13 protein-coding genes are annotated in these 19,800 nt (G+C 60.5%); 11 read left to right on the forward strand and 2 right to left on the reverse strand.

Annotation, left to right across the window (positions count from 1 at the left end; translation table 11 throughout):
* Positions 1 to 35: 35 nt before the first annotated feature.
* From DES53_RS00225 to DES53_RS00240, 4 genes are all read left to right on the forward strand, one after another.
* Positions 36 to 944: a ParB/RepB/Spo0J family partition protein gene (locus DES53_RS00225; protein ID WP_113956201.1), complete on the forward strand. Its 909-nt coding sequence runs from the start codon at positions 36 to 38 to the stop codon at positions 942 to 944.
* A gap of 153 nt (positions 945 to 1,097) precedes the next feature.
* The gene (locus DES53_RS00230; protein ID WP_113956202.1) at positions 1,098 to 1,607 is read left to right on the forward strand and encodes a nuclear transport factor 2 family protein; all 510 of its coding nucleotides are present in this window, start codon (positions 1,098 to 1,100) and stop codon (positions 1,605 to 1,607) included.
* A 78-nt stretch (positions 1,608 to 1,685) separates the two neighbouring features.
* Positions 1,686 to 3,134 (forward strand): DUF2868 domain-containing protein, encoded by a 1,449-nt coding sequence (locus DES53_RS00235; RefSeq protein ID WP_113956203.1) that lies wholly within the window; start codon positions 1,686 to 1,688, stop codon positions 3,132 to 3,134.
* Positions 3,135 to 3,272: 138 nt separating this feature from the next.
* Positions 3,273 to 4,718, forward strand: a complete 1,446-nt coding sequence (locus DES53_RS00240; RefSeq protein ID WP_170156749.1) for a GTPase domain-containing protein — start codon at positions 3,273 to 3,275, stop codon at positions 4,716 to 4,718.
* A 497-nt stretch (positions 4,719 to 5,215) separates the two neighbouring features.
* On the opposite strand, the gene DES53_RS00245 is transcribed toward DES53_RS00240, so the two are convergent.
* Complete coding sequence (locus DES53_RS00245) at positions 5,216 to 7,111, reverse strand: NHL repeat-containing protein (protein WP_147263102.1); 1,896 nt, start codon at positions 7,109 to 7,111, stop codon at positions 5,216 to 5,218.
* Positions 7,112 to 7,430: 319 nt separating this feature from the next.
* Here DES53_RS00245 and DES53_RS00250 point away from each other — a divergent pair, with 319 nt between their 5' ends.
* From DES53_RS00250 to DES53_RS00280, 7 genes are all read left to right on the forward strand, one after another.
* The gene (locus tag DES53_RS00250; protein WP_113956206.1) at positions 7,431 to 9,731 is read left to right on the forward strand and encodes an outer membrane protein assembly factor BamB family protein; all 2,301 of its coding nucleotides are present in this window, start codon (positions 7,431 to 7,433) and stop codon (positions 9,729 to 9,731) included.
* Positions 9,732 to 9,774: 43 nt separating this feature from the next.
* Positions 9,775 to 11,403, forward strand: coding sequence for an outer membrane protein assembly factor BamB family protein (locus DES53_RS00255; protein ID WP_113956207.1), 1,629 nt, complete (start codon positions 9,775 to 9,777; stop codon positions 11,401 to 11,403).
* A 192-nt stretch (positions 11,404 to 11,595) separates the two neighbouring features.
* Complete coding sequence (locus tag DES53_RS00260; RefSeq protein ID WP_113956208.1) at positions 11,596 to 12,645, forward strand: hypothetical protein; 1,050 nt, start codon at positions 11,596 to 11,598, stop codon at positions 12,643 to 12,645.
* 23 nt (positions 12,646 to 12,668) lie between these two features.
* Positions 12,669 to 14,108, forward strand: a complete 1,440-nt coding sequence (locus DES53_RS00265) for an aldehyde dehydrogenase family protein (RefSeq protein WP_113956209.1) — start codon at positions 12,669 to 12,671, stop codon at positions 14,106 to 14,108.
* Positions 14,109 to 14,162: 54 nt separating this feature from the next.
* Positions 14,163 to 15,287 carry an iron-containing alcohol dehydrogenase gene (locus tag DES53_RS00270; RefSeq protein ID WP_113956210.1) on the forward strand — a complete coding sequence of 375 codons (1,125 nt, stop codon included), beginning with the start codon at positions 14,163 to 14,165 and terminating at the stop codon, positions 15,285 to 15,287.
* Between the two features lie 111 nt (positions 15,288 to 15,398).
* Positions 15,399 to 16,319: an alpha/beta hydrolase gene (locus DES53_RS00275; RefSeq protein ID WP_113956211.1), complete on the forward strand. Its 921-nt coding sequence runs from the start codon at positions 15,399 to 15,401 to the stop codon at positions 16,317 to 16,319.
* 461 nt (positions 16,320 to 16,780) lie between these two features.
* Positions 16,781 to 17,869 (forward strand): bifunctional chorismate mutase/prephenate dehydratase, encoded by a 1,089-nt coding sequence (locus tag DES53_RS00280; RefSeq protein ID WP_113956212.1) that lies wholly within the window; start codon positions 16,781 to 16,783, stop codon positions 17,867 to 17,869.
* Between the two features lie 47 nt (positions 17,870 to 17,916).
* Here DES53_RS00280 and DES53_RS00285 read toward each other — a convergent pair whose 3' ends face one another.
* Complete coding sequence (locus tag DES53_RS00285) at positions 17,917 to 19,794, reverse strand: potassium transporter Kup (protein ID WP_113956213.1); 1,878 nt, start codon at positions 19,792 to 19,794, stop codon at positions 17,917 to 17,919.
* Positions 19,795 to 19,800: the final 6 nt, after the last annotated feature.

Consider the following 19,800-nt stretch of genomic DNA (forward strand, 5'->3'; position numbering starts at 1 on the left):
GAGATTTCCCCAAAGGGTACTACTCTCCGCCTCCCATGGCTAAACCAGCACTCGGCAAAGGACTCGGAGCATTGATCGGCAAGGCTGCCGCTCAACCGCCTGCGTCTGCGCCCGCCTCCTTCACTCCGCAGCCCGCGCCGGGCGAGATCGTTCGCAAAGTTCCCCTCAGCGAGGTGGTGCCCAGTCCGCTGCAGCCGCGCAAGGAGTTCGCGCCCGAGCATCTCACGGAGCTGATGGATTCCATCCGCGAGCACGGCATCATCCAGCCGCTCATCGTGCGCCTCGTCCATGGCAAGCATGAACTCATCGCCGGTGAGCGCCGTTTCCGTGCGAGTCGGGAGCTGGGTCTGAGCGAAGTGCCCGTCATCGTGCGCACTGCGTCGGACAAGGATGTGCTGGAGATGGCGCTCATTGAGAACCTCCAGCGTGAGAACCTCAATCCCCTCGAAGAAGCACAGGCCTATGTGCGTCTCGCGAAGGAGTTCGGCCTCAAGCAGGAAGACATTGCCCAGCGCGTCGGCAAGAATCGCGCCACCGTGGCGAATGCCATCCGCCTTCTGGAATTGCCGGGTGGTGTGCAGAACTACCTCCGTGATGGCAAGCTGAGCACCGGTCATGCAAAGGTGCTGCTCTCGCTGAAGAAGGCCGAGGACATTGAGGTTGCCGCGGAGGAAGTCATTCGCAAGTCGCTCACCGTGCGTGCCACGGAGAAGCTCGTGGAGGGCATCCTCAATCCTCCCGCGCCGAAGCCGAAGCCATCCGCACCGGATGCCGAGCTGAAGGTGGCTCTCGATTCCATCCAGACACGCCTCACGCGCCATCTCTCCACTGGCATCGCCATTCATCACGGCGAGAAGAAGGGCAAGGTCGAGATCGAATACTACAGCGTGGATGATCTCAATCGCCTGCTTTCGGCGATGGGCTTGCCGGATGAGGTGTCGTAGCGAAGATGACTGCACCTGTGGGTGCTGCATGGAGATGCGCACATTTGGACTGCTGCCATCCATTGCCACACGCCAATCCAGATTGGGCGATGGACGCGTCGCTTGCATTCCGCCCGGAAAGGGCGACGACTCCGCGAGCCTTTCCAGAGCGTGATGAATACGAAATTGAAGACGACAGCAGACCGGGTGGGGAAGTGGACCTCGCCCTTCGTGTGCATGGTGGTGGCCTGCCTCGTCCTTGCCTCGTGTGGAGGCACCAATGCCGGAGGCAAGACGCCCTCCGGCCCGCATCCTGATGAAGCGAACATTCGCGCGTTTCTGAATACCTATTTCTCCACCTGGTCCGCCAAGGACATGGATGGCTACGGTGCCTGCTTCCATCCCCAGGCGCGCATCCTCATGCTGGATGCGGATGACAAGGTGAGCAGCCAGGGGCTCACGGATTTCCTGCATGGGCAGAAGATGGCGCATCAGCTCTCCAAGGAACCCATGGTGGAGAAGCCTCTGGAAATGCGCTTTCAGGGAGATATGCGGGGCGTGCAGGCGGAAGTCACCTGGGTGCTGACGAAGGGCAGTTCCGAAGTGCGTGGCACGGACCTTTTCACACTGAAGCGCGAGGGGAACGGCTGGAAGATCGTCGCGCTCGTGTTTTACGGAGAGTAGGTGTCGCGGCCGCCGCGGGGAGGGAGCGTTCGCCCCAGCCTTCAACTGCGGTGGTACCTAGGGCGTATTTCTTAGCGCTTGGCTTGCAGCTCATTCCAGCGCAAGTTCCCGCCAGTGAACTGGGATGACTTTCAGCAGGTCGCACGCGCCCGCGCTGTCGAGGAGACAGATGCGGAGGCTCGCATCTGGGATGGTGGCGCCCGGCGGGCGGCCACCGAAGAAGCGAAACGCGTTGCCGGCTCGAATGTACTGGCCTTTCTCATCCGACGCTCCGCTGCATTGATCGGGCGCACGAAGGAGCCCGTGGAGTCAGTGCTTGGCGTGCCTGCGATTCCTGGCTGGTTGGTCAGCACAGGATGGATCGCGGCGTTTGGCATCGGATGGGTTCTTTCCGCCGTGGGGCAGGAGAGGGAGATCAATCTTCTCGCGCTGCCGCTCATGGGCATCCTCGCGTGGAATGCCGTCGTCGTGGTCCTCAGTCTCGTGGCATTGCTGCGTCCTTCGAATGAAAGCGCCAGGGGTGAGCGCGTGGAGCAGTTCTTCCGTCGCATCTCCGCGTGGAAGTCTCCCTCGACGCAGGATGCCGTGGCACGCCTTCCGCAGAAGGCGCCGGCGAAATTCCAGGAACTCACGAGTGGGACATGGCGGGCACGCCTCGCTTCGCGTTTCCGTGCGTGGCTGCATCTCGGCGCTGCGCTCATTGCCATCGGCAGCATTGCGGGGATGTTTGCGCGGGGCTGGTCGCGGGATTACCACGCCGTTTGGGAGAGCACACTGCTGGAGTCGAATGGCGCCTCGCGATTTCTCGGGGGGTTGTTTGCACCCGCGTCCAAGGTGACCGGCATCCCGGTGCCGCTGGAGAAGATTCCCGGCATGCAGCGCGTGGATGGGAAGGATGCCCTGGCGCCCGTTTCTGCACGCGACTGGATCTGCCTGTATGGCGCGACCCTCGGACTGCTGGTCGTGCTCCCGCGGTTCCTGCTCCTGTTGATGGAGCTGGCGCATGCGCGAAAGATTTCGCGGCGTGCATTGCAGGGCGCGGAGTGGCAGGCGTACGCACGGCGCGTGCTTTCCCTGGTGGAGGGAGCGGGTGCACCGGCGCATGTGTTGACCCATGGCCTGCCGACGGATGCCGCTTCGCAGGATCGTTGGCGGCAATGGGCGCACCAGCACTGGCGTGATGTGGGGCATGTGGATTTCCAGAGCGTGCCCGTCGCGGAAGAGACGGAGTACCTCGAAAGCTGGCAGCCCGCCGCGCCTCGTGTGTTGCTGGTATTTAATATGTCCAACGTGCCGGAGTCAGAAATCCAGCGCGAACTGGCGGAAGGGATTGCGGCGAAGCTGCACGCCAGCCTTTCTTCCGCGCCGCTGGTGGTGGCGCTGGAGGATCGAGAACTGCGCCAGCGCTGGGCTGGATTTGCGGATGGTGAAAAGCGACTGGCAGAGCGGCTCGCCTCGTGGCGCGAAACCCTGAATGGTTTGCCAGTGGAATGGCTGAAGATGGAGGCGGGGATGGGATCGCGATGACGTACCGCCACCGCAACCTACCAGCCGCGATGCCTTTGCGTGTTCCCATACAACCTTTGGGCATCTCATGGCGCATTGACGAAGCCGCGCCCTGTGGCAATGCATGGGGTTCAACCATTTGACCGATTCCGCCCTCACGTGGCCGCCATCACTCTCAGCCTCATCTCCCATACCAACGCGGGCAAGACCACGCTCGCGCGCACATTGTTGCGCCGCGATGTGGGCGAGGTGCGGGATGCGGCTCACGTCACGCTCTTCAATACCTCCTACACCCTCATGGAGGCGGATGAGGCGTCTCTGGTGTTGTGGGACACGCCGGGGTTCGGTGACTCCGCCCGCTTGCTGAAGCGACTGAAGCGGATGGATCGTCCGCTCGTCTGGTTCTTCAGCCAGATGTGGGACCGCATCACGGACAAACCTTTTTGGTGCAGCCAGCAGGCGTTGGGGAATGTGCGCGAAGAGGCCGATGTGGTTCTCTACCTGGTGAACGCCAGTGAGTCCCTCGCGGGTGGCACGTTCGTGGAAGCGGAGATGGAAATCCTCGGCTGGCTTGGCAAACCCGTGCTGGTGCTGCTGAATCAAACCGGCGTACCACGGCCGGTGGAAGAGGAAGCCGCGGAAGAACGTCTGTGGCGCAACCACCTCACGAAGTTTCCCATCGTGAAAGCCGTGCTGAACATGGATGCCTTCTCCCGCTGCTGGGTGCAGGAGGGCGAACTCATGCGCGCCATCGAGGAGGTGCTTCCCGCGGAGAAGAAGGATGACTTCATCATCGTGGAGAAGGCCTGGAACGCACGGAATGAGGAAGTGTTCCGCAAGTCCATGCGTGCACTCTCCCATCAGCTCACGGCCAATGCACTGGATGGTGTGCCGGTGAAGCCCGTGGGTTTCCTGGAGAAGTCCCTGCGCAGCGTGGCGGACGCCCTGCACGTGCCCATGCCCGAGGCGGATGCCGAGCGCGCGGCAGCGCGGCAGAAGTTGTGCGAGTCCCTCTCTGCTCGCATGGAGCAGACGGTGAATGAGCTGCTTGCTTTGCATGGCTTGGAAGGTGATGCTGGCAAGGAACTGCTGGAAGCGGCGCAGACCGATTTCTCCGAGCCGCAGAAGATGGATGTCGCGGCCACAAGTCTGGTGAGCGGCGCGGTGAGTGGTGGTCTTGCCGGATTGATTGCCGACCTCAAGGCCGGTGGGCTCACCTTTGGTGGTGGTGCGCTGGTTGGTGCGGTGATTGGCGTGTTCGGCAGCTATCGGCTCATCAAGGCCTTCAATCTCGATCGCGGTGAGGACAACAAGCTGCACTGGAGCCGTGAACACTTCCGTGAGCAGGTGAAGCTCGCGCTGCTCAGCTATCTGGCAGTGGCGCACTTCGGCCGCGGCCGAGGTGCCTGGAAGCGCGATCCACGCCCCGCACACTGGCAGATGGAAGTCAGCCAGCTCGTCGACAACGCCAAAGCGCGCGTCGATGCCATCTGGAAACATTCCTCACGCTCGAATGTGGGCGTGGCGAGTGTGAATGAGGAGGTGGAGCTGATGATGCGCGAGCTCGGTGATGAAACGCTGAAGAAGCTGTATCCGGTTCACTGATTCAAACCATTCATCACACGCTGCCATCGCGCGTTGTGCATGGTGCGCAGCACAAGTTTGATTCTCATGCCATGATCGCGGGGCCTCACGCGGGAGCATCGACGCGTCATCACATAAAAAAAGCTCTCCGGTCTTTCGACCGGAGAGCTAGCGATCCAGCAACCAATACGAGGATCGGAACGAAAGGGAACAACAAACGGGTTGGTACCAATCGGCCTGCCAAACGTGAGTCCGCACAGACAGTCGAATCTTAAAATCTTTTGGGGAGGCGTCAATTGCGGGGGGGCACTTTTTCAAAAACAGACCCTCATTCTCACTTTTGAGAGGGTGTTTCGGGCCCCTTTTACGAAAATTTTAGGATTATTCCGTTTGACAGGGGGTGAAGCCGCTCCGGCTGCAATTTTATTTACCGAGAAATTTCACATTTCTCAAAAGAAAGGGCTTGCCACCTCCGTGGAGGCGGCAAACCCGGCGTGGAAAATCCGTAGGTTATTCGCTCAGCGGCAGAAGGTTTTTACCGTCCATCCTTCGGCACTTTGGAACTCCGTAGCGCACACCAGCTTGCCGACGAAGTCCACCGTCCAGAACTGCTTTGCGCCGTCTGTGTGTTCCCACAAAATCTTACCAGTACCGTCCGTGCCAATGCGGTAGCTGACCGCTTTCCATCCTGGCTTGTTTTCGATCTGCGTCTCGATTTTGATCTCGTCCGAAGTGTTGAGCGTCCAGACCAGCGCTTTGCCGCTGTTGGGATCAGACCACAACATTCTGCCCACGGCACCTTCGCCGGTACGGTCATAGCTGGTGGCGATGAAGCCGGGAACTGAGTAGGATTTCGAGTCCACCTTGTCGCCGCAGCCATCCACCGTGAGCAGGGTGGCATTGCCTGACTCGTCGCTCCAGAGAACTTTCGAGTGGGTGGTGAGGCGCACAACGAACGCGTCGAAAACGCCGTCAGGTCCTGCGTTGGTAAGGTTGAGCACTCCATCTCCGGGGTCGTAGTCTCCTGTGCCGTCGTGGTGACCGCAGCACCAGACATTGGCCGAGACCGCATCTGTCGTGATGGCATTGCCGAACTCACTCTCGGCGCCGCCCATGCGGATGGCCCACTCCAGATTACCCAGTACGTTGAGTTTGCTGACGAACACATCCGGGTTCGCGGAAGTGGTTGAGGTCAGAAGGAGCGCAGCTGGACCGGTATCGAAGTCCACCGTGCCGCTGAATTTTCCGGTGAGCAGGATGTTTCCCAGAGAGTCCACCGCCAGGGCGTCGCTCGATCCTGCGGTATTCTTCGCCCAGAGGAGAGCGCCATTGCTGTTCAGCACGCTCACGAAGCTCGTGCCATGGGCGCTGCTGAGTTGGAACACACCACCATTCGGGTCGAAGTCCACAGTGCCGAAGAAGCTGCCGATGAGATGGATGTTCCCCGCAGCGTCCAGAGCGAGATCATGGGCACGTTCCTCCGCAGTGCTACCGACACGTTTCACCCACTGAAAGATGCCGGCACTGCTCAACTTGTGGATGAAGAGGTCCGTCTGATCTGCCGTGGTGGCGGTTACGGCAGTGATGCCGGGACCGGGGTCGAAGTCATTCGTGCCGGAAAACCAGCCCGTGGTGTACACATGGCCGGCGGCGTCCACGGCAACGGCAGAGGCATTGTCGTCATCTCCTGAGCCACCCAAGGTCTTGGCCCAGATGAAGAGACCATTCGCACTGAGCTTGCTGATATAGATGTCCTGGAATGCTACGGCGGTGAGGTTGGTGGTCAGGAGGCCGGGGTCGAAGTCGGCGGTGCCACTGAAGCGTCCCACGGTGATGACGTTTCCACTGGCATCGATGGCAATGTCGTTGGCCGTCTCTCGGCTTGTGCCTCCAAGACGTTTTGCCCAGACGAAGTTGCCGTCCGTGTCCAGCTTGCACACGAAGCTGTCGTCCTGTCCGGCGCTGATGAGGTTGAACGTGGCCGGGCCCGGATTGAAATCGCTCGTGCCTTCGAAGCTGCCGGTGCACACCACATTGCCGGAGGGATCCAGTGCCAGGGCTTGGGAGAATTCCGTTCCGGTTCCCCCGACCCGCCTGGCCCAGATGAGTTGGTTGTCGTGGTCGTACTTCGCCACAAAGGCATCATACCCGCCCGCGCTGGAGAGTTTGGCGAGGCCCGGACCCGGGTCGAAGTCCACGGTCTCCATGAAGAAGCCGGTCACGTAGAGGTTGCCTTCTTTGTCGCGGACGATGTCGGTGATTTCGTCATTGCCGATGTCTCCCGCACGGAAGGCGGAGCCAAAATGCTGGGCTGGGGAGGTGCCTGCGGTAAGGCTTAGCACCGAGGCGGCGAGCAGGCTGAGCAATGAAACCGACCTGCGGATGTGGTGGCGACGTATGATAGAGATTCTCATGGAGGGGACTGGTTCTCTCTAAAGGCATGTCCCCCGCCGCCCGAAGCGTGACGTGAATGTTCGAGCTGAAATCCAGAAAAAGTGCGTCACGAGGAGTCCAAAAAACACCTCTACGGCGGTTCAAGACATGTCCCTCAACCCGTGACCCTCGCGGGTTTCTTCCCACCCTGCGTCAGACATGCTGCTTCTGATAGATTTCTCCCATCGCCCCCGTTCCTTCGCTCCGCGTTGCGGTGCTCGGCCGGGTTTGCGCTTTTGGTTGAAGTCTTTAGACGCCCCGTGTTGAGTTTTGTCCCTGCCGTTTTCCCACCAATCCGTCATGACCCTGCATCACCGCCACCTGGCTCTCCTTGCCGTCGGACTCTCCGTTTTCGCCCCGGCCGTCATCCCCGCTTCTGCGGCTGACGCTGGTAATGGAAAGAACAACTGGACCACCTGGCGTGGCCCTTATCAGAACGGGGTCTCCGCTGAACATTATAAGAACGGCAAGCTGAACCCTTCCCCTGCCTGGGTGTATGACAGCAATGGCCGTGGCACACCGGTGGTGTGCGATGGCAAGGTCTTCTCCTGGGGCTACCGGGGCAAGGACGGCAACTTGGTGGAAATCCTCAGCTGCCTCGACGCTGCCACTGGCAAGAAAATCTGGGAGCACGAGTTCCAGGATTTCCTGAGCGATACCATTTATGACCGCTATTCGATTGGAGCCCCGGCGGTCGACCCCGAGACGAAGCGGGTCTATTTGATCACCCACTACGGCATGTTCTCCTGTTATGACTTCGACGGGAAACTCCAGTGGACCATCTCGACGATGGAAGACTACGGCCGCATGAGCTTCCCGAACGCCCGCGTGGGTACGCCGGTGATTGAAGGCGACCTGGTCATCATCCACGGCATCACCTCCAACTGGGGCGCAGACGGTCCTGCCGCCGACCGCTTCTATGCGTATGACAAAATGACGGGCGAGCTCGTGTGGTGGTCCCGCCCAGGCATTGTCCCGCCGGTGGACAGTTCCTTCTCCACGCCGGTCTTCGAAACCCGAGACGGCAAGCGCGTATTCTACTCCGGCACCGGCTGCGGCAATGTGGTGTGCGTGAACGCCCGCACTGGCAAGCCGCTCTTCCGTTTCCAGGCAGCAAAGAATGGCGTGAATGCTTCCGTGCTGCTTTATAAGAACAACATCATTGCGGTGCACGGCGATGAAAACGTGGACTCCTCCGAGAAGGGCCGCCTCGCTTCCATCAAGATTCCTGCGAAGCTCACTCCGAATCTGAGCCCCGAAGGTGAGATCATCCCGCTGGCCACGGCAGACGCGGAAGCCTGGCGTTCCCCTGTGGGTTCGAGCAACGGTTCCCCTGTGCTGGTCGGCAATCGCATTTTCCAGCTCGATGACACTGGCGTTCTCAATGTCGTGAGCGCCGACACGGGAGAAACTCTGTGGACCAAGAAGATGGCGACTGGCAACGTGCATGCCACGCCGCTGTATGTGGATGGCCTCCTCTATCTGACCCTTCTTGATGGCCGCCTGGTCGTGATGAAGCCCGGTGACAAGGATGGTGAAATCCTCCAGGAAGTGAAACTCGACGGCCAGTGCCTCGGCGCTCCGGTGGTGTGCAATGGCCAGCTCTTCGTGCATACCACGGTGAAGTTCTATTGCTTCACCATTGAGAACAAGGGTATCACCACAGACACGATTGCTGCCCCGGAAATGCCCAAAGCCGGCAAGCCCGCTGCGCTGCAGGCTATTCCCGCAGAAGTGGTGCTGACCCCCGGCGCTACCCAGAAGTTCCGCGTGCGTGAAATCGATGCCAATGGCTTCGTGGTTGGCGAAGCGAAGAATGTGAAGTGGGAGTCCTTCATCCCTCCGACCGCTCGCGTGAAGAGCACCATGGACGCCAAGTTCAACGACAAGGGTGAACTGGTTGCCGGACCCGAAGCCCACCTCTCCGCAGGTGCTTTCAAGGCCACGGGTGAAGGTGGCATCTTCGGCACCATCCGTGGACGCTTGCTTCAGAACCTTCCCATCAATCAGGATTTCAGTGCCGTGGAACTCAACGAAGAGCAGCCTTCGGAGCACGTGAAGTTCGCCTTCCCGCCCCTGCCATGGATCGGTGCTCGTCTGAAATTCGACGTGCGTGAGTTGAACGGTGAGAAGGTCTTTGCGAAGACGTTTGACCGCATCCTCTTCCAGCGTGCGACGGCATTCATTGCGAAGTCCGACCTGTCCAACTACACCATGCAGGCAGACGTGCTCACGGACGGCAGCGCCCGCGTGAAGTCGGACATCGGCCTCATCAACCAGCGCTACATGATCGCGCTGCGTGGCAACGCCGGCCAGCTCGAAGTCAGCTCCAACATGGAGCGTCTCAAGGCGACCGCTCCCTTCAAGATGAAGGCCAATGTCTGGTACACTCTGAAGACCCGTGTGGATGCGAACGGCGATGGCGGTGGCACCGTCCGCGCCAAGGCCTGGGAAAAGGGCCAGGCGGAGCCTGAAGCCTGGACCCTTGAAGTGCCGCTGGCACGTATCCATAAGAATGGCTCACCGGGCATTTTCAGCTTCACCCCGCTGAACCAGAAGCGCGCCTATCTGGACAACATCTCCGTGACCCCGAACAAGTAACCGCCGCCACCACCAACCCCACCAACATCTAAGTTACCCTGCGATGAACAAGAAAACTGTCCTCATGCTCGCGGCGGGCCTCGCCTGGGGCTGCCTGCATGCTGCTGACCACACCCAGTGGGGCGGCGTGAATGCGCGCAACATGGTGTCCGATGAAAAGGGCCTTCCGTCGGAAATGGAACCCGGCAAGAAGCTGGGTCCGAAAGCAGCGCCGAAGGCGGCGGGTCGTCTCCGCCCAGATGCCCAGGAAGCGAATGCGGCTCCTGGTGCAGAGGACATCGACATGTCCACCACCAAGAACTGTCTCTGGGTGGCCAAGCTTGGCTCGCAGACCTACGGCTCGCCCATCATTGCCGATGGCAAGGTGTATGTCGGCACGAACAACGAAAGCCCGCGGAATCCCAAGCACATTGGTGACCGCGGTATTGTGATGTGCTTTGAGGAGAAGACGGGCAAGTTCCTCTGGCAGCTCGTGAGCCCGAAGATGGGCACCGGCAAGGTGAATGACTGGGAATACCTCGGCATTTGCGGTTCTCCCACCATCGTCGGCAAGAAGGGTTACGTTCCCGGGAACCGTTGCCAGATCATCTGCTTCGACGTGGATGGCATGGCGAATGGCAACCAGGGCATGCAGGATGAGGCCCAGTTCATGGCCGCTCCCGGACCCGATGGCAAGCCGGTGCCGGTGGAGCCCGGACCCACGGATTGCGACATCCTCTGGGTGTATGACATGTACAAGGAGCTCGGTGTGTTCCAGCACAACGCCACCTCCGGCTACCCGCTCGTGGTTGGTGACAAGGTCTTCGTCCCCACCTGCAATGGCGTGGACTGGACCCACTCGAACATTCCCGCGCCGAACGCTCCCAGCTTCATCATGCTGAGCGCGGAAACCGGTGAACTGCTCGGTGAAATGGATCACGTGGTGAGCGAGCGCGTACTGCACTGCTCCTGGTCCTCACCCATTGAGGCGATGGTGAATGGCGTGCAGCAGATCATCTTCGCTGCCGGCGATGGCTGGGTCTATGGCATGGCCCCCGAGACCAAGAAGAACGACGAAGACCTCGACATCCTGAAGGAGTACTGGCGCTATGATGCCAATCCTCCCGAGTACCGGAAGGACGACAGTGGCAAGCCCCGCAAGTATGCCGAGTTCGACGGCCCCAGCGAAATCATCGCGACCCCTGTGTTCTATGAAGGTCTTGTGTACGTGCCCATCGGTCAGGACCCCGAGCACGGTGAAGGCCTCGGCATGATCAGCGCCATCGACCCGAAGAAGACCGGCGACTTCACCGGCCAGGCCGTGTGGACCTTCAAGGGCATCGAACGCTCCATCAGCACCCCTGCTCTCAAGGATGGACTGGTGTACGTGGCCGACTATACCGGCCGCCTCTTCTGCCTGGATGCCAAGACGGGCAAGGAATACTGGAAGTATGACACCAAGGGACACATCTGGGCGAGCCCGCTCGTGGCAGATGGCAAGGTGTACATCGGCAATGAAGAAGGCGAACTCTTCGTGCTCGCCGAGGGCAAGGAGATGAAGGAACTCGCGGTGATTGAGTTCCCCGCTCCGATTCTCGGTGGCGTGAGCGCGGCCAATGGCGTGCTCTACGTGGCCAGCCACACCCACCTGTACGCCTTCAAGCAGGGAGCCCAGGGCGTTGCCCAAAACTGAGTCACCTGTTTCGGTGGATCTGCCTTTGTTGTGAACCTGTCCCGCCCCCGGCGATTGCTCTGTCCAAAGTGCGCGCCGGGGGCACTTTCTCTCCCGAATTGCAGGGACAGTGGCAGGCGGGTGAAAACCCGCTAACGTTTCCGCCCCAGTTCACCCACCGCCCACCACCACTCCCACGCATCTCTCAAGACCATGACCGCTCAAGACCGCCTCGAAGCCCATCTCAAGGAAATCATCCAGTGGCACTTCTCCCCTGAAACCGGCTGCCAGTTCTGGCTGGACTGGGCGAAGAAGAACTTCGATCCCCGCCAGGAGATCAAGTCGATGGAGGACATGAAGAAGTTCCCCCACTTCCAGGATGAGTGGCTGCGCGACCTGCAGCCCGAAGTGTGGGTGCCTGCCGCGTACAAGGGCAAGCCCTTCAACATCTTCGAAACCGGTGGCACCACCGGCATGCCAAAGCAGCGCATCGGATGGGAGGACTACAAGACGGACTACAGCGAATTCTCCACCAAGATTTCGGATGAGCATTTCCCGCCCGGCGGTGCATGGCTCATGATGGGACCGACCGGTCCGCGTCGCCTGCGGCTCGCCATTGAGCACCTTGCCAATGTGCGTGGCTCTTCCTGCTACTTCATCGACCTCGACCCGCGCTTTGTGAAGAAGCTCATCTCGAACAAGCAGTTCGATGTGGCGCGCCAGTACATGGACCACGTGGTGGACCAGGCGGCGATCATCCTGAAACATCGCAAGGTCAGCGGGCTCTTCACCACGCCGAAGCTGCTCGAAGCACTCGCCGAGAAGGTGGACGTGTATGAGGCCGGCATCCGTGGCGTGTTCTGCGGTGGCACCACCATGGCTCCCCAGTACGTACGTTTCATTGTGGAAGAAGTGCTGGAAGGCCGCATCGGATTCTATCCCACCTATGGCAACACGCTCATGGGCCTCGCCGCCAGCGTGCCGCTCCAGAAGGAGGACAACTATTCCATCACCTACTACGCGCCGCAGCCTCGCGCCGTGCTTCGCGTCGTGAAGCCGGATGATACCAAGGTGACCGTGGACTATGACACCTGGGGCCGTGTGGAACTCACCACACTGACGAAGGAGTTCTTCATGCCGCGCTTCCTTGAGCGTGACGAAGCCCTGCGTCGCAAGCCCCGTGCTCCCTATGAGTGGGACGGTGTGGCCGAGGTGCGTCCCTTCGGTGCCATGGAGAACAAGATCGTGGAAGGCGTGTATTAATCAGTCAGCAGTCAGTCGTCATCATGAGCAGCATCCCGCACCTACCCGCCCTGCGCAAAGGGCAGCCCTATGAAAGCCTCGACAAGGTCGAGGTGAAGGATCACCGCACCGGCGAGGTCATGGCGACCGTGAGCCAGGTGAATGCCGGCATCCTTCGGCGTGACCTCAACCGCATCGGAGAGGCGCGTCAGGCATTGCGCAAGTTCACCGTGGACCAGCTCATCGCCATCTCCGCGAAGGCGGGTGAGCTGTTTTCCGAAGGGACGCTGCCTCTCGGCGACAAGGGCCACACGCAGACCGTCCAGCAGTACACAGAAACGCTTTCCCGCACGAGCGGTCTGCCGCACGCGATGGTGAAGCGCAACATCGCCAAGGTGGCGGATGCGCTCTTCAACATGCGCACCGTGCTCAATGGCCTGACACGTGGTCTGGACACAAGCGTGATCGACATCGGCTTCGGCGAGCAGGCTGGTTGCCCGGTGAGCTACTACCCCACGACGAATGCGCTGGGGCTGGTGATGCCGAGCAACTCTCCTGCGGTGAATTCCCTCTGGCTTCCCGCGATTGCGCTGAAGACTCCGGTGATCATCAAGCCGGGTCGTGAAGAGCCGTGGACGCCGTTCCGCCTCATTCAAGCCTTCATCGCTGCCGGCGCTCCTGCCGAGGCATTTGGCTTCTATCCCACCGACCACGAAGGTTCGGGTGAAGTGATGAAGATCTGCGGCCGCGCGCTCATCTTTGGCGACGCAAACACTGTGGCCCAGTACAAGGACAATCCGAAATATGAGTGCCACGGTCCTGGCTTCAGCAAAATTCTGATTGGTGCGGACGAAATCGAGCGCTGGCCCGAGTTCATCGACTTGATTGCCGGTTCCATCTCAGACAACGGCGGCCGCTCCTGTATCAATGCCTCTGCGGTGGTGGTGCCGAAGTACGGCAAGGAAATCGCCGACGCCCTCGCGAAGACGCTTGGCCCCGTGGCCCCGACTTCGCCTGATGATCCCGAAGCGAAGCTCAGCGGCTTTGCCAATCCGAAGATGGCTGAGTTCATCGACGGCGCGATTGAGAACGGTCTCAAGGAGCCCGGCGCGGAAGACATCACGGCGAAATATCGCGGTGGTCCCCGCAAGGCTGAACGTGACGGTGGTGTGTACATGCGCCCCACGATCGTGCTGTGCGACTCCTTCAAGCACACGCTGAGTAACAAGGAATACCTCTGCCCCTACGCCAGTGTGGTGGAAGTGCCGCAGGCCGACATGCTCGCGCAGATTGGGCCTTCGCTTGTGGTCACCGCGATCACGAAGGACCCGCGTTTCATCGAGCAGCTTCTCGAGTCACCGCTCATCGAGCGTCTGAACATCGGGCCCATCTCGACGATGCGCATCTCCTGGAACCAGCCGCATGAAGGGAACATGTTCGAGTTCCTCTACAAGCGCCGCTCCATCGAAGTAGCGCAGAACTAGCCAGGTTCTGCCGTCCTCCTTCCATCCTTAGTTCAAGCCCCCCGCTTCACCCGCGTGACAACCCTTCTTGCGCCGTTCGATCACATCCCCCGCACCCGCCTGGTCTTCGGAAACGGAACCGTGCAACGCATTGGTGAGCTGGCGCAGGAACTCGGCGGCAAGCGGGTGCTGGTGGTCTCGGATGCCGGCATTGTAAAAGCCGGGCACACCGGGCATGCCGTGGAGGCTTTGCGCAAGGCGGGCTTGGAGTCGGCGGTGTTCGACCAGGTGCATGAGAATCCCACGAACCTGGATGTGGATGCCTGTGTGGAATTCGCCAGGGAGTTCAAGACAGACCTCATCATCGGCCTCGGTGGCGGCAGCAGCATGGACACTGCCAAGGGCTGCAACTTCATCCTCACCAATGGTGGCACGATGAAGGACTACTGGGGCGTGGGAAAGGCCACGAAGGCTATGCTGCCCCTCATCGCCGTGCCCACCACGGCAGGCACGGGCAGTGAGTGCCAGAGTTTTGCCCTCATCTCGGATGCCGTGACGCATGTGAAGATGGCCTGCGGCGACCCCAAGGCCGCGGCAAAAATTGCCCTGTTGGATCCGGAGCTCACGGTCTCCCAACCGGCACGCGTCACCGCCGTGACGGGCATTGATGCCGTGGCACATGCACTGGAGACGGCGGTAACGAACAAGCGCAATCCGCTTTCCACCACCTATTCCCGCCAGTCGTTCCGCTTTCTCATGCGCGGCTTCGAGCGCGTGCTGAAAAACCCAGCGGACCTGGAAGCGCGAAGCTCCATGCAGCTGGGTGCTGCTTTCGCGGGCACGGCCATCGAGAATTCGATGCTCGGCGCCGCCCACTCCTGCGCGAACCCGCTCACGGCGGAGTTCGATATCGTGCACGGTCAGGCGGTGGGTTTGATGCTGCCACACATCATCCGCTTCAATTCCGGACTTCCCGAAATCGCCGAGATCTATGCCAGCTACCACGCCAATGATCTGCCGGGACGTGTCACGGAACTCCTTCGCGCCGCTGGCCTCTGCACGCAGCTTCGCGAGCTGAACGTGGATCGCGAACGCATCCCGGTGCTGGCCCAAGGAGCCGCAAAGCAGTGGACTGCCAACTTCAATCCACGCCCGCTGACGGAGGCTGATTTCATCGCGCTCTACGAAGCTGCGTGGTAAGTGGGCAGTCTTGTGGAAGAGACGGTCATACGGCGTCGTTCAGCCGAATGCGTTCTATGGTTTGGTGAGCGCCTGTTTCTCTACCCGGCTACCCCAGCTGCCTTTTCTGCCATGAAAACACTTTCCGCCATCCTCGCTGCCACCATTGCCGTGGCATTTGCATCGGCTGCTTTTGCCCAGGCTCCTGAAAAGCCCAAGACTCCAGCGCCTGCGAAACCAAAGTTCACCAAGGTGCTGCCCGCCTTGCCCGACACACTGGCTCTGCATGAGAAGATTGAGTGCTCTCGTGTGGGTGACTTCTCCGTGCTCCTGGACATCTATGTTCCCAAGGCTCCGGGCAAGTATCCTGCCATCCTGCTCATTCACGGCGGAGGCTGGAGGGCTCGTCAGGTGGAGGCAGACAAGCCTCTGGCGGAGCGTCTGGCCCAGCGCGGATATGTGGTCGCCCAAGTGGCCTACCGCCTCTCCACCGATGGCAAGTTCCCGGCAGCGCTGCATGATTGCAAAGCGGCCTTGCGTTTCCTCCGGGCACATGCGGGAGAGTATCACCTCGACCCTGAGCGGATTGGCGTCGCGGGCGGTTCCGCCGGCGGCCAGCTCAGCGGATTGATGGGAATGACCGGGGGCGTGAAGGAGTTGGAGGGCACCGGTGGTGAGCCTGAGCAGTCCACTGCTATCAAAGCCTGCATCGTGATGGCTGCGACCATGGACTTTGTGGAGTCGAACCGGATGCAGAACAACGAGGCGGTGATTCAATACCTTGGTAAATTCGACGAGAACAAGGCGCTGTACGCCCAGGCCTCGCCCATCACCCACGTGAAGCAGGGTTGCCCGCCCACCTTGTTCCTCGAAGGGGAACATGACACGGAAAAGATTGGTCGCCCCGAGATGCAGGTGAAGCTGCGTGCGCTGGGCGTACCCACGGAAGTGATCACTCTGAAAGGCGCCCCGCATCCGTTCTGGATGAGCCAGCCCTGGCTGGATGAGACTGCCAAGGCGGCAGGGGACTGGTTTGACAAGTATTTGAAGTAGGGGGCGATGACCTCCAAGAGAGAGCAGGCGAAAAGTCTCAAGGCCTTTGCACGAACTCCTGTGGAGGATTTGACCCCAAGAGGATGCTGCGACCCAAGGAGTGGGAACGCCTCGTTCCCATGGTGAAAGGGTGCATGATTTACCCCGCCCGAAGCGCTTCTCCGACACAAGAGAGGTCGCGTGGGTGCCGAATCACAAGGGGTAGTTACGTACTGATGGGAACGAGGCGTTCCCACTCCTTGGGCATGAATGGCGCGTGAAAGGGGAAGCTCCCAGCCACAAACCGAGTGGGCAGGAGTGAGTCTATTTGGTGGCATCTATTGCACCCAAACGCGCGCCGCCCCCTGAATTTCCCCTTGGGCCAGACCCGCTCCGGATCACCCGATTTGCCTTCGAGTGCATTTTCTACTTTCCACCCCGGCAGCGCTCGCTCTAAATCCTCGGGATTTCCTCACATCATCATGACACTGGAAGACGTTCGTATTGAGATTGACCGCGTGGATCAGGACCTCCTTCGCCTCCTGAACGAGCGCGCCGATCTGGTGCATCACGTTGGGGAAATCAAACGCAAGGAGGGACTGGAGATCTACGCCCCGGACCGCGAGGAGCGGCTGCTGAAGAAACTCATCGAGCTGAACAAGCAGAACAAGGGCCGCCTTCCCGAGAAGTCCATCCGCGCCATCTACCGGGAGATCATCTCTGCCGCCCTGGCCCTGGAGCAGGACATGCGCATTTCCTACATGGGTCCGGCGGGGTCCTGGACTCACCAGGCGGCCATCAGCCGCTTTGGCAACAGCGTGCTGTATCTCCCTGAGGCGAGCACGGAAGATGTTTTCGAGCGCGTGACCACCCAGGAGGCGGACTACGGCGTCCTGCCCATCGAGCACAGCACGGAGGGCGCAGTGCATCACACGCTGGATCACTTGGTGGACTCGCCTATGCAGATCTATTCGCAGTTCCTTTGGCGAACGGAAACTGTCCTCATGTCCAACGGTCCCAAGGATACGGTGGACTACATCTATGGCCACCCGCAGGTGATTGCCCAGTGCCGCAAATGGCTGACGCATAACTTTCCCGATGTGGAGCTGCGTGAAGCTCCCAGCACCAGCCAGGCGGCTGCCTTCGCCTGCGAGCACCCAAACTCCGCTGCGCTGGGCACGGCCCTTGGTGCGGAACTGCAGGGCCTGAAAATCATCGCGGCCTCAATCGACGACAGTGCGTCCCAGGCCCGTTTCATCGTGCTGGGTCGTCGACCCGCCCCGGCTACGGGAAATGACCATACCATGCTCATGGTGACTGCCCGCGACCGTGTGGGCGCGCTGCTGGAGATACTCAAGGCATTTGCCGACCATGGCATCAACGTGCGGCAGATTGAAAATCGCCCGGTGCCTGTGGAAGAATCTGCTTCGCAAACGCATGTGCGGTTCTTCCTTGAAGTCACGGGTCATTGCCACGACGAGGCTTTGAAGAAGTCGCTCGATGTGGTGATCAATGACGGCGACGCCATCAAGATTCTCGGGAGCTATCCGAGCTCGCCCTGGGGGGAGTGAGGGGAAGCGGATTTGAAATTTGAGATCTCAAATTTCAAATCGCCGGCTCACAGCTCCATCTGAATCCCCAGTTCAATGACCTGTCGTGAAGGCAGGTCGAAGTAGCCGGTGGCGGGGCGGGCGATGCGGGAGAGGAAGATGAAAAGCTTTTTCCGCCAGGGCATCATGCCGCTCTTGCCGGTGGGGAGGAGCAGTTCTCTTGCCTGGTAGAAGCTGATGTTGCTCATGTCGCCGCCGCGTTTCACGGCGAGGGCACGGCAGAGGTCGCGCATCACATCAGGGGATTCCACGAAGCCGTACCTGAGCACCACGCGGTAGAAATCAGGCATCAGCTCTGTGACGGTGAAACGCTCCTCCTTGGTTGCGTGGGGTTCCTCGAGGAATTGCACCGTGAGCAGCACCACGCGCTCGTGCAGGGATTTGTTGTGCTTCAGATGGTGCAGCAGCACAAGGGGCATGCCATCCGAGGAGCCGCTCATGAAGACGCCGGTGCCACGCACCCGGGGAATCCGTTTGTTCTCCAGTTCGCCCAGCAGGTGCACAATGGGAATCTGCCCCCGTGTCATGATGCGCCACAGCAGCGCGCGGCCATCCTGCCAGGTCTTCATGAGAATCCAGAGCAGCAGGGTCAGCAGCAGCGGCATCCACGCGCCGTGGAAGAGTTTCGCGAGGCTGCCCGCCACATAGGTGGACTCCCACATGAGGAAGAGAATCACTGGGACCATCCCCTTCCACCAGGGCCACTTCCACAGACGGGTGACCACGATGAGCAGCAGGGCGCCGGAGAGCATCATGTTCGCGGAAACCGTCAACCCGTAGGCAGCCGCCAGCTTGCTGGAACTCCCAAAGGCCAGCACCAGGGCGAGGCAGCACACGCAGAGCAGGAGATTGATCTGCGGCAGGTAGATCTGCCCACGCACATGAGGGTTCGTGTGCTTGATCTTCAGGCGGGGCAGGAAGCCGAGTTGTACGGCCTGCTGGGTGAGGCTGAAGACACCGGTAATCATGGCCTGCGAGGCGATGATGGTGGCCAGGGTGCTCAGGATGACCAGGGGCAACAGCCAGCTTTGCGGCACGAGACGGAAGAAGGGGCTCTCATGCGCAGAAGGATCACGCAGCACCAGTGCCGCTTGACCAAGATAGTTCAGCGTCAGACCGGGATAGGCCACGAGGAACCAGGAGCGCTGCATCGCTGTGCGTCCGAAGTGGCCGATGTCCGCATACAGTGCTTCGCACCCCGTGACGCACAGCAGCACACTGCCCATGATGCCGAGTCCATGGTGGCCATGCTCCAGAAGGTACCGCACCCCATAGTGTGGAGAAAGCGCAGCCACCGCGCCGGGATGCTGTATCAGATTGTAGATGCCCAAAAAACCCAGCACGCCAAACCAGATGAGCATGATGGGCCCGAAGCCCGCACCGATGCGGTGGGTGCCATGCCGCTGCACGAGGAAGATGGCCAGCAGGATGGCCACCGCCACCGGCACCACGTACTTCTCGAACTCGTGGTTAATTTCTTCCAATCCCTCGACAGCAGAGAGCACCGAGATGGCTGGAGTGATGACGCCGTCTCCGTAGAGCAGCGCCGCGCCGACGATGGCGAACAGGCCCAGCCACTTGAGGTGTTCCTTCTTCAGTCCTGCTTCCGGATGCCGGAGGATGGAGAGCAGGGCAAAGACGCCGCCCTCACCTTGATTGGTCGCTCGTACGAGGATGAGCAGGTACTTGATGCTCACGATCAGGATGAGCGACCAGAGCATGAGGGACACGGGTCCCAGGATGGTCACCGGGTCGTTCGCATGGAAGCGACCTTCGGCCAGACACTCGCGTAGCGCATACAGCGGGCTGGTGCCGATGTCTCCATACACCACACCAAGCGCTGCCACGGCGACCGCCCAGCTTCTGGCATGATGTGGATTGTTCATGAGTTC

Source organism: Roseimicrobium gellanilyticum (genome assembly GCF_003315205.1).
GTDB lineage: Bacteria > Verrucomicrobiota > Verrucomicrobiia > Verrucomicrobiales > Verrucomicrobiaceae > Roseimicrobium > Roseimicrobium gellanilyticum.